Source organism: Methylobacterium sp. GC_Met_3 (genome assembly GCF_026540775.1).
In the GTDB taxonomy this organism is placed as follows: Bacteria; Pseudomonadota; Alphaproteobacteria; order Rhizobiales; family Beijerinckiaceae; genus Methylobacterium.
This window is the reverse complement of record NZ_JALNUL010000050.1, coordinates 16,656-27,624: the sequence shown is the minus strand read 5'-3', so window position 1 is coordinate 27,624 and position 10,969 is coordinate 16,656. Positions and strand designations below refer to the sequence as shown.

Genomic DNA, 10,969 nt, shown 5'->3' with positions numbered 1-10,969 from the left:
GGCGACGAAGAAGTGCCGGCAGCCCGCGGCGGCCAGGACCGGCGCGACCCGGTCGGCGCCGAGCCCGTAGGCATCCGCCTTGACGACGGCTGCGCAGGTCGCGGTCCCCGCCTGCGCTGCGAGCAGGCGGTAATTCTCCGCGATGGCTGCGAGATCAATCGTCAGCAGTGCCGAGGCCGCCCCGGCCGGGCCCGCATCGGGCCGGAGATCGCGATCGATCATGCTCATGGCGACCCACGGGACGGCGCTCGGATGCAGTGTCAGAAGGCTACACGAAGGATCGTCAAACAAGCGTGCGTTCTTTCGAAGAGGTTTGAGTTTTGAGCTTGGCCGTGCAAGTTTCTGCGGCCAGTTCGAATATTCTGCGAGACGGGCGTGGACGAGATCGACCGCCGCATCATCCAGGCCCTGCGGGGCGACGGCCGGATCAGCAACGCGGATCTCGCCGCCGCGGTCGGCCTGTCGGCCTCGGCCTGCCATCGCCGCGTGCGGCTGCTGGAGGAGACCGGGATCATCCGGGGCTACACGGCGCTGATCGGCGGCGCGGTCGACGGGCCGGGCCTCGTGGTCCTCACCCACTTCACCCTGGACCGCCAGACCGAGGATTATCTCAACCGGTTCGAGGCGGCCGTCCGGCGCTGTCCCGAGGTGCAGGATTGCTATCTGATGACCGGATCTGCCGATTATCTCGTGAAGCTCAAGGTGATCGACGCGGCCGATTACGAGCGGCTGCACAAGGATGTCCTGTCGCGCCTGCCGGGGGGCGCCCGGCTGCAGTCGAGTTTCGCCATCCGGACCGTCGTGGCCGCGGGCCGGCCGCTCTGAAGGGAGCCCCGCCATGACGTCGATCGCCGAACCGCGCGCGGACGCCCCCTGCGACCTGCGCCTCCACGACGCCGCCCTCGCCGAGGGCCGCCGGGCAACCGTCGACATAAAGGGCGACCGCGTCGCCGCTCTGTGGGATCCCGGCGCGCCGCTGCCGCCTGCCGGCCGCACGATCGATCTCGGCGGCGCCCTGCTGCTGCCGGGCCTGACGGACGGGCACGTCCACCTCGACAAGTGCCTGCTCGGCCTCCCGTGGCGCCCGCACGCGGCAGCGGGGTCCGTCCGCGCGATCATCCACGACGAGAAGGCCTTACGTCGGGCCACGCGGATCCCGCTCGCCGAGCAGGGTGCCGAGGCGCTGCTCGAACGCATGCTCCGCGGCGGCACGACCAGCCTTCGGACCCATGTCGACATCGACGATGTCACGCGGCTCGACCACCTCGCCCAGATCCTCGACCTGCGGGCGCGCTGGGCCGACCGGATGCAGATCCAGATCGTCGCCTTCCCGCAGAGCGGGATCCTGGGCTGCCCGCCGGTCGCCGACGACCTGGACGCGGCCCTGCGGATGGGCGCCGACCTCATCGGCGGGCTCGATCCCGTCGGCATCGACGGCGACCGCGACGGTCATCTGGACATCGTCTTCGCCCTGGCCGAGCGGCACGGAAGGGGCATCGATATCCACCTTCACGACGGCGGCACGGCCGGCCTCGACACGATCGCGGCGATCGCGGCCCGGACAGTGGCGGCCGGGCTCGGCGGGCACGTCACGATCAGCCACGCCTTCGCCCTCGCGGAGGCCGACGACCTGGAACTCGGCGGGCTCGCGGAGGCGCTAAACCGGGCCGGCGTCGCGATCCTCAGCAGCGTGCCGGGCGGGGCCCGATGCCCGCCGATCCCGCGGCTGCGGGAACTCGGCGTCCCGGTCTGCTTCGGCACCGACAACGTCCGCGACTGCTGGAACCCCGCTACGGTTACCAGCATGATCGCCCGGGCCCAGCTCACCGCCTACCGGTTCGACCTGCGCGGCGACGCGGATCTCGCGGCGCTGCTGGCTCCGATTACCGCCGTCCCCGCGCGGGTGCTCGGCCTTGGTCCGGGGACGGTGGTACCCGGCGCGCGGGCCGACCTGATCGCCTTCGCGGCCGGCGGCGTGCCGCAGGTGATCGTCGAGCGCCAGGAGCCCGTGCTGGTCGTGGCGCGGGGCGTTGTCGCGATCGACCGGCGCGGCGTTGCAGCCAGAGACCCGCCGCCGTGAACGACCGCGCGCTGCGCTACCTGCTGGCCGTCGTGCGCGCGGGCTCGGTCCGGGCGGCCGCCGACGTCCTGAACGTCGCCGCCTCGGCGGTGAGTCGGCAGATCATCGAGCTAGAGGCGCAGGTCGGCGAGACCCTGCTCGAACGGCTGCCCCGAGGCGTGGTCCCCACCGAGGCCGGGCGTCTAGTCGCCGCGCACGCGCAGCGGCAGGCCGACGAGGCGGTGCTGCTGGAGGACCAGCTGAAGCGCCTGAGCGGGGTGCAGCGGGGCACGATCAGCCTGCGCTGCGGCGCCGGCTTCCTGATCGACCTCCTCGACAACGCGCTGGCCGGGTTCGCGCAGGACCATCCGGGTATCGCCTATCAGGTCGAGATCGGCACGACCGACGGGATCCTCGCGGCCATCGCCCGGGGGGACGCGGATATCGGCCTCGTCTACAACCCACCTGCCCACCCGGATGTCCGCGGCGTCGTCTCGGCCCGGCAGCCGCTGCTCGCCGTCCTGCCGAAGGGGCACCCCCTCGCCGACGGGGCGGCGCCGGTCGCGCTGCGCAGCTTCGCCACCGAGCCGGCCGCCCTCCTGCCGCCCGACCACGGCGTGCGCCAGCTGATCGGCCGCGTCGAGGCGGATGGCGGGTTCCGACTGGTGCCGCGGCTGGAGACCGCCTCCTTCGAGCTGCACCGCCGCTTCGTGATGGCGGCCATGGGGGTGGCCTTCCTGCCCCGCTTCGTAGTCGCGGCCGAGCTGCGGGCCGACCTCCTCGATGCGGTGCCGCTGCGCGACAGCATCCTCTCGGAAGCGAGCGCGCACCTCGTCATCCGCGCCGGGCGACGGCTGCCCGAGGGCATAGCGCGGCTGCTTGGCTGGCTGGCCGATCACATGGTGGCGTTCCGCCCGCCGCCGGCCTGACCTGACCGTGCTGGATTTCCGCACGCCACGTGCAGAAATCCATGATTGTGGCAACACTTGTTTGCCGAAATCATCGTCCCGCACGTTGAGGACGGATCGGCATGACCATCGCAACGGTAGGGGTCGTCGGGCTCGGCAATATGGGTCTGGGCATGGCCGCGACCCTGTCGCGCAAGGGCTTTGCGGTCCTGGGCTACGACATCGACACGGGCCGCCGCCCCGCCGCCGAGGCGGCGGGGATTACGGTCCTCGACTCCCTCAATGACGTGGTGCGCCAAGCCGATGCCCTGGTGTTCTCGCTGCCGCTGGCGCGGGACGTCGAGGCGGTCGTCACCGCCGAGGGCGGCCTGCTGTCCCGGACCGACCGGAAGGTGGTCGTCGTGGACACCTCGACCTCGGATCCCAGCACGACCCGGCGCCTCGCCAAGCGCCTCGCCGCGGCTGGTCACGCGCTCCTCGACGCCCCGGTGAGCGGCGGCCCGTCCGGCGCCGCCGAGGGCACCCTGACCATGATGATCGGCGGAGCGGAGGCGGATTACGAACTGGCCCGACCGGTCCTGGAGGCCATGTCGGCCCGCGCGCCGCATGTCGGGCCGTCGGGCGCCGGCAACATCGTCAAGCTCGTCAACAATCTGCTGGTGGCGGCCCATCTCGTGACCACCGGCGAGGCCCTGCGCTTGTCCGAGGCCGCGGGCCTCTCGGCCGAGGAGGCGGTCAAGGTCGTGAACACTGCGACCGGCCGCAGCGCGATCAGCGAGATCATGGTCCCGCGCTGGGTCCAGTCCGGCACCTTCGACAGCGGCTTCTCGGCCGGCCTGATGCGCAAGGACGTGCGCCTCGCCCTTGAGCTCGCCGCCGCGTGCGGAATCGAGCTGCCGCTCTCCGCCGAGGTGAAGCGGATCTGGCAGGCCACGCAGGCCGCCATCCCCGACACGGCCGACTTCACCCGCATGGCCGATTACCGCGATCCCAAGGGAGCCCACTGATGTCCGGTACGCCGCACTCGCCCGCCGCCGACCGGGTGAACGTCCTCCTGGCTGACCTGCTGCCGGGCGGCCGTATCGGCAGCGTCGTGGCCGGCGAGATCCTCGCCGGGACCGGCGCCGCCCTCGATCTCACCAACCCGGCCGATGGCGGCGTACTCGCAAGCTTCGCCGATGCCGGCCCGTCGGTGGTCGACGCCGCCATGACGGCGGCCCGCGACGCGCAGCGTACCTGGTGGGGGATGAGCGCCGCCGCCCGCGGCCGGGCGCTTTGGGCGGTAGCCGCCCTGGTCCGGCAGCATTCCGGCGCGCTCGCCGAGCTGGAGACCCTCTCGGCCGGCAAGCCGATCCGCGACACGCGCGGCGAGGTCGCCAAGGTCGCCGAGATGTTCGAGTACTACGCCGGCTGGTGCGACAAGCTCCACGGCGACGTCATCCCGGTCCCGACCTCGCACCTGAACTACACCCGCCACGAGCCCTTCGGCACCGTGGTACAGATCACCCCCTGGAACGCGCCGATCTTCACGGCGGGCTGGCAGATCGCGCCGGCGATCTGCGCCGGCAACGCCGTGGTGCTGAAACCCTCCGAGCTGACGCCGCTGACCTCGCTAGCGCTGGGCCTGCTCTGCGACCGGGCCGAGGGGATGCCGAGCGGCCTCGTCTCGGTGCTGGCGGGCGCCGGCCCGACCACCGGCGCCGCCGCGGTGGCCCATCCCCAGACCCGGCTCGTGGTGTTTGTCGGCTCGGCCGAGGCCGGGGCGCAGATCGCCGCCGCCGCAGCCCGCGCCATCGTGCCGAGCGTGCTGGAACTCGGCGGCAAGTCGGCCAACATCGTGTTCGCCGATGCCGACCTCGACCGGGCGCTGATCGGCGCGCAGGCCGCGATCTTCGGCGGCGCCGGGCAGAGCTGCGTGGCCGGCTCCCGACTCCTCGTGCACCGCTCGGTCCACGCGTCCTTCGTCGAGCGTCTGTCCCACGCCGCCGCGCGCATCCCGGTGGGCGCGCCGACCGACCCGGCGACGCAGATCGGCCCGATCAACAACCGGCGCCAGCGGGACAAGATCGCCGAGATGGTCGAGGCTGCCGCAAGGGCGGGGGCCACGGTCGCCACCGGCGGGGCCTGCCCCGCCTCACTGCGCGACACCGGGGGCTTCTACTACGGGCCCACCATCGTGGACGGCGTCGCGCCGGACGCGGCGATCGCCCGGGAGGAGGTGTTCGGCCCGGTCCTGGCGGTCCTGCCGTTCGACGGCGAGGACGAGGCGGTCGCGCTGGCCAACGGCACGCCCTACGGCCTCGCCGGCGCGGTGTGGACCGGCGACGGCGGGCGCGGCCACCGGGTCGCGGCGGCTTTGCGGGCCGGCACTGTCTGGGTCAACGGCTACAAGACCATCAACGTGGCCTCGCCCTTCGGCGGCTTCGGCCGCTCGGGCTTCGGCCGCTCCTCGGGCCGCGAGGCGCTGATGGCCTACACCCAGACCAAGAGCGTCTGGGTCGAGACCGCCGCCGCGCCGGCCGTGACCTTCGGCTACGTGGGCTAGCACTGTCCCCGCTCGCGGAGCGACGGAGTGACGGGCGAGCGACATGAACTCGGACAGCGCGACCGGCCCCCTCTCCCGGGCGGGAGAGGGTTGGGGTGAGGGAAGAGAACTCTCAGGACAGGGCACACCATCGACATGCGTTCACGTCGCGCCCTCTCCGGAGAAACCTGATCCCTCACCCTGCCCCTCTCCCGCACGGGAGAGGGGACCCGCGCTCCATTCGGCTCGGGCATGGCTCGCGGAAGCGCCTCGCGCACGGAACACCGACAAGACCGGCGAAGCGACAGGCAACCCCGGGAGAGCATGGAGGATGACGATGGCGAGCGAACTCTTCGAAACGGATACGCGGCCAGTCGCGCCGTCCGTCTCGGGCGGCGGCAAATTCACGCTGTTCCTGCTCGCCCTCGTCATCGTCGTCATCGCGGAGGCGATCGGCAACGTCAGCATCCCGGTGGGGGCGGGCAAGATCGTGCTGCTTCCGCTGCTCTGGGCCCTGCTCCTCGGCGGCGCGCTGGGGCTGATGAGCCCGCGCCTGCCCGCGCCGCTGCGGCTGTCGAGCTCCCTGCAGAACGCCGCCGGCGCCTACCTGCAGCCGGCGCTCCTGATCTTCATCGCCAAGCTCGGCCTGCTCGTCGGCGGGTCGCTGCCGAAGATCCTGGCCTCGGGCTGGGCCCTGGCTTTCCAGGAATTCGGCCACTTCTTCGGCACGATGGTGTTCGGCCTGCCGGTCGCGCTCCTGCTCGGCATCAAGCGCGAGGCGATCGGCGCCACCTTCTCGGTCGGCCGCGAGCCGAGCCTCGCCATCATCGGCGAGCGCTACGGCATGGATTCGCCCGAGGGGCGCGGCGTCCTGGCCGAGTACCTGACCGGCACGGTGTTCGGCGCAGTGTTCATCGCCCTGCTGGCCGGGCTGATCACCAGCCTAGGCATCTTCAACCCCCTGGCGCTAGCGATGGGAGCCGGCGTCGGGTCCGGCAGCATGATGGCCGCGGCCTCGGGGGCGATCGCGGCCCAGCAGACGCCCGAGGTCGCCAAGGACGTCGCCACCTTCGCAGCGGCCAGCAACCTCGTCACCACGACGATCGGCACGTACTTCACCCTGTTCCTGTCGCTGCCGTTCACGATCTGGGCCTACGGCAAGCTGGAACCGATCCTCGGCCGCAACCAGCCGGACGCCGCCCGCCCGGCTGCCGCCGAGCCGCAGGGCGTCGCCCCGGCCCATCAGGAGGTGCGGATCGGTCTCGGCGAGACGGTGCTCGCGTGGATCGTGATCGGCGCCTACGGGCTGATCGGCAACTGGTTGACCTACGGCGTCGTCCCCGACGCAAGCGTCGTGGCCGGGATGGCGATCATCATCGGAACCGTGCTCGCCGGCTGGGGCCTCTACCTGCTCCTCGGCCGGCGCCTGCCCGCCGTCCTCTGGGTCTCGATCATCGGCATGGCGCTGACCTATCCCGGCACGCCCTACGCCGCCGAGATCGCCGCCCTGACCGGCAAGCTCAACTTCCTGGCGCTGGCCACGCCGATCCTAACCTTCGCGGGGCTCTCGGTCGCCAAGGACGTGCCCGCGTTCCGCCGCCTCGGCTGGCGGATCGTCGTGGTCTCGTTCCTGGCCAATGCCGGGACCTTCCTCGGCGCGGTCCTGATCGCCCAGTTCTTCATGCACCCGCCGCTGGGGTGAACCGCCGTGCGGAACGGCGTAGGGTCTGGACGGGGGATCGAGGCGCTCCGGCGGCGCCCGGCATCGGAGAGTGGTCGTATGCGCATCGAGGCGGAGACCGTGGAGCGGATGGTCGCGTGGCGGCGCGACCTGCACGCCCATCCCGAGCTGGCCTTCCAAGAGGTCCGCACGGCGGAACTCGTCGCCCGGGAACTGGCAGCCTGCGGCCTGTCGGTGAAAACCGGGCTCGGGCGCACCGGCGTGGTCGGAACCCTGAGCCGGGGCGACGGCCCGACCATCGGCCTGCGGGCCGACATGGACGCCCTGCCGATCCAAGAGGCCACCGGCCTCGCCCATGCGTCCCGGACGCCCGGCGTGATGCATGCCTGCGGCCATGACGGCCACGTGGCGATGCTGCTCGGCGCGGCGCGGCACCTCGCATCGCGCACCGATCTGACGGGGACGGTTCACTTCATCTTTCAGCCGGCGGAGGAGCTCGCGGGCGGCGGACGCGCCATGGTCGAGGACGGCCTGTTCCGGCAGTTTCCGTGCGACTCCGTCTACGGCCTGCACAACTGGCCGGGCCTGCCGCTGGGAACCTTCGCAACCCGGGTCGGCGCCATCATGGCTTCCCTCGACACGTTCGAGATCACGGTCACCGGGTTCGGCACCCATGCGGCCATGCCGGAGCGCGGCATCGACACGCTGGTGGTCGTCTCCGAGACCGTCCTCGCCCTGCAGACCATCGTGAGCCGCCGGATCGCCCCCACGGACCCGATCGTGCTCAGCGTGACGCAGATCCACGGCGGCGACGCCTATAACGTGATCCCCGACCGCGCGGTCATCCGCGGCACGGTCCGGTGCCTGGACGAGGCCGTGCGCAAGCGCGTCGCGGAGCTCGTCGGGACCATCGCCCGGGGCACCGCCGCCACGCATGGGGCCAAGGCCGAGGTCTCGTACCGGTTCGGATACCCGGCGACCGTCAACAGCGGCGACGCCGCTGGGATCGCGCTCGATGCCGCCGCGGCCGTCCCCGACATCGCGGTGCGCCACGGCGACGTCGTGCCCTCCATGGCGTCGGAGGATTTCTCCTACATGCTCGAAGCCTGCCCGGGCGCCTATGCGTGGATCGGGACGGATGGGGCCGAGCGCGGCCCCCCACTTCACAATCCGGCCTACGATTTTAACGACGAGGCCCTGTCGATCGGAGCGGCCTATTGGGCCGCCGTCAGTACGCGCATGCTGTGCGGACGGTAGCTGATCCGCCGGAAGCCACGATAGACCTTCGCGGGTGCGTGCCGCAAAGTCCCGACGTTTAGATCCCGCGCGGCCTGGGAGAGCTACGGTATATTGATCTGGGAAGACCCGAGCACATTGACCCAGAGCACGATTGTCCGGTCTTGCGTCCCGGCATTGCCGAAGCGAAGCGGCCGCAACGGGCGCAAAGCCGAACGCCTGGTTTTGCGCGCGACCGCGATCCGGCGTGACGTAGTTTGGCCGAAAGCGGAATGACCGCTTCGGAAAAGGCAGATCGGAGAAGCGGACAACCTCCTATCGACCCGACGCGGTCACAGGACATGATCGGCGCGGCTCACCAAAAACGCGCATGGAGCAACAGTTGGGAGATACTTTTCGTCTTTAAGAATTAAACGGCGTGGGTATTCCAGACCAGTCCGTCGAAGATGTCGGGGCACCCAAGGCCGAGACCGGTTGCGAATGCCGAAGTTCAACCTGTAGCGACGAGTCGGAGCGGAACAGGGTTTTCAGGAAGGCCGAAACCGCCCTAATGCGGGGCGAGAATTGCAGGTCGGTGTGGACGTTGAGCCAGAGATCTCGGGTTGTCGACAAGTCATCGTGCAGTACGGGGACCAAGAGGTCGCGACCGGTAACCGCGAAGCTTGGGAGGAGGACGATGCCGAGCCCTCCGGCGGCCGCCTGCTTCTGCGCGATCATGCTCGTCGAATGGAACACGGTACGCCGATCCGCGATGATCTCGTCGAGCCACCGAACGCAATCGACCTGCACGAGGTCCTCGACGTAGGTGACAAAGGCGTGGCGCTCAAGATCCTGGATGGATCGGGGCGTTCCCGCCCGGTCGAGGTAGCCCGGCGAGGCGTACAGCCCGAGCCGGAAGCGGCCGATCCGCTCGGAGACAAGCCCCTGTCCCGGAGGCTTAAAGAAGCTGAGGAAAAGGTCGGCCTCCCGGCGGTTCACGTAGACTGTTTGAGACGAGGTCAGCAGTTCGACGGTGAGGTGGGGGTGCGTCTCGTGCAGGCACACGAACCGCTCGGCGAGGTAGAGGGAGGCGATGCCCTCCATCGTCGCAAGCCGGACGCGGCCCCCGGCCTGCCCCGATCCGGGGGTGACCTCCTCCTCCATAGCGATGATGGCGCTCTCCACCCGCTCCGCATGGCGCAGCAAGCGCTGGCCCGCCTCGCTTAGGCGCAGGCCGGAGGGTACACGCTCGAACAGGGAGACGCCCAGGGCAGCTTCCAGATGGGCGAGTCGTCGGCTGACGGTCGATTGATCGACCCGCAGCCTCTTGGCCGCACCCGCAAGGCTGCCCCCACGGGCGGCATGGACGAAGACCTTCAGGTCATCCCAGTCGATTTGATCGAGGGCACGCATCGCCTCGCGTGCCGCAAGAGGCGCGCCACGTCGGCGGCTCGGGATCTGTGCAAGGGCGCTTGCGGAATTGGCCGCTTCAAGCCGCGGACGAGGCGCCTAAGCTCGGCCTAGAAAGGGCAACCTATGCATCCCCGTTTCAAGGCAGCAGCCATCCATGCCGCACCGGTCTTCCTCGACGCCACGGCGACTACGGACAAGGCGGTCTCGCTCATCCACGAAGCGGCCAGGGCCGGCGCGGCCCTCATCGCCTTCCCGGAAACCTTCATCCCGGCCTTTCCAGTCTGGGCCGCCCTAGCGGCGCCAATCGACAACCACGACCTGTTCGCCCGCATGGCCGACCAGTCGGTCCTCGTCGATGGGCCGGAAGTCGCCCGCATCCGCGAGACCGCGAAGGCGGCGGGGGTCATCGTCTCCATCGGTCTCAGCGAGCGTTCGCCCGTGAGTGTCGGCTGCCTGTGGAACAGCAACCTGCTGATCGGCGAGGGCGGCGACATCCTCAACCACCACCGCAAGCTCGTACCGACCTTCTACGAGAAGCTTGTCTGGGCTGCAGGCGATGGAGCCGGGCTGCGGGTGGTCGAGACCGCAATCGGACGCATCGGCCAACTCATTTGCGGCGAGAACACCAATCCGCTGGCCCGCTTCAGCCTGATGGCGCAGGGCGAGCAGTTCCACATCTCGTCCTGGCCGCCGGTCTGGCCGACGCGGCGCCCAGCGGACGGAGGCAATTACGACAACCTCGCCGCGAACCGACTCCGGGCGGGCGCCCATTGCTTCGAGGCCAAGGTCTTCGGCCTTGTCACCGCGAGTGTGCTCGACCGGGCGGCGTTCGACACCATCGCCGCCTGCGATCCCCGGGCCGCCGAGGTGCTGGAAGCAACCCCACGCGCGGCCTCGTTCTTCCTAGATCCCACCGGTGCCCAGATCGGCGAAGCCCTTCGGGACGAGGGGATCCTCTACGCGGAGATCGACCTCGCAGCCTGCATCGAGCCGAAGCAGTTCCACGACGTGGTCGGCTACTACAACCGCTTCGACGTGTTCGACCTCACGGTGAACCGCCGCCGCCTCGCCCCTGCGGCCTTTCGCGATCCCGGCTCGGCCCCGCCGCCCCCGACCGTGTCCGCGCCCGTTCCCGGCGACGGCGCGTGACTTGCTGAGCTTTACCTCGA

10 protein-coding genes are annotated in these 10,969 nt (G+C 70.5%); 8 read left to right on the top strand and 2 right to left on the bottom strand.

The window, feature by feature from the left end:
- A partial coding sequence (locus OXS27_RS27675; RefSeq protein ID WP_267360465.1) for an alanine racemase occupies nucleotides 1–228 on the bottom strand: 228 nt, incomplete at its 3' end.
- Between the two features lie 147 nt (nucleotides 229–375).
- On the opposite strand from OXS27_RS27675, the gene OXS27_RS27670 reads away from it, so the two are divergent.
- From OXS27_RS27670 to OXS27_RS27640, 7 genes are all read left to right on the top strand, one after another.
- Complete coding sequence (locus OXS27_RS27670) at nucleotides 376–825, top strand: Lrp/AsnC family transcriptional regulator (protein WP_267360463.1); 450 nt, start codon at nucleotides 376–378, stop codon at nucleotides 823–825.
- Nucleotides 826–838: 13 nt separating this feature from the next.
- Complete coding sequence (locus tag OXS27_RS27665) at nucleotides 839–2,080, top strand: amidohydrolase family protein (RefSeq protein WP_267360461.1); 1,242 nt, start codon at nucleotides 839–841, stop codon at nucleotides 2,078–2,080.
- Nucleotides 2,077–2,988 (top strand): LysR family transcriptional regulator, encoded by a 912-nt coding sequence (locus OXS27_RS27660; RefSeq protein WP_267360459.1) that lies wholly within the window; start codon nucleotides 2,077–2,079, stop codon nucleotides 2,986–2,988. Before OXS27_RS27665 ends, OXS27_RS27660 begins: the two co-directional genes overlap by 4 nt.
- A 101-nt stretch (nucleotides 2,989–3,089) precedes the next feature.
- Entirely contained in the window at nucleotides 3,090–3,974 is an 885-nt protein-coding gene (locus tag OXS27_RS27655; protein ID WP_267360457.1) for an NAD(P)-dependent oxidoreductase, read from the top strand.
- Entirely contained in the window at nucleotides 3,974–5,512 is a 1,539-nt protein-coding gene (locus OXS27_RS27650; RefSeq protein WP_267360455.1) for an aldehyde dehydrogenase family protein, read from the top strand. The genes OXS27_RS27655 and OXS27_RS27650 overlap by 1 nt, the downstream gene beginning before the upstream one ends.
- Before the next feature lie 316 nt (nucleotides 5,513–5,828).
- A complete protein-coding gene (locus OXS27_RS27645; RefSeq protein WP_267360451.1) occupies nucleotides 5,829–7,193 on the top strand; it encodes a DUF3100 domain-containing protein in 1,365 nt (454 codons plus the stop codon).
- 78 nt (nucleotides 7,194–7,271) lie between these two features.
- Entirely contained in the window at nucleotides 7,272–8,429 is a 1,158-nt protein-coding gene (locus OXS27_RS27640) for a M20 aminoacylase family protein (RefSeq protein WP_267360449.1), read from the top strand.
- A 381-nt stretch (nucleotides 8,430–8,810) separates the two neighbouring features.
- Here OXS27_RS27640 and OXS27_RS27635 read toward each other — a convergent pair whose 3' ends face one another.
- Nucleotides 8,811–9,800, bottom strand: a complete 990-nt coding sequence (locus OXS27_RS27635; RefSeq protein WP_267360447.1) for a LysR family transcriptional regulator — start codon at nucleotides 9,798–9,800, stop codon at nucleotides 8,811–8,813.
- A 123-nt stretch (nucleotides 9,801–9,923) separates the two neighbouring features.
- Here OXS27_RS27635 and OXS27_RS27630 point away from each other — a divergent pair, with 123 nt between their 5' ends.
- Complete coding sequence (locus OXS27_RS27630; RefSeq protein ID WP_267360445.1) at nucleotides 9,924–10,949, top strand: carbon-nitrogen hydrolase family protein; 1,026 nt, start codon at nucleotides 9,924–9,926, stop codon at nucleotides 10,947–10,949.
- Nucleotides 10,950–10,969 lie beyond the last annotated feature (20 nt).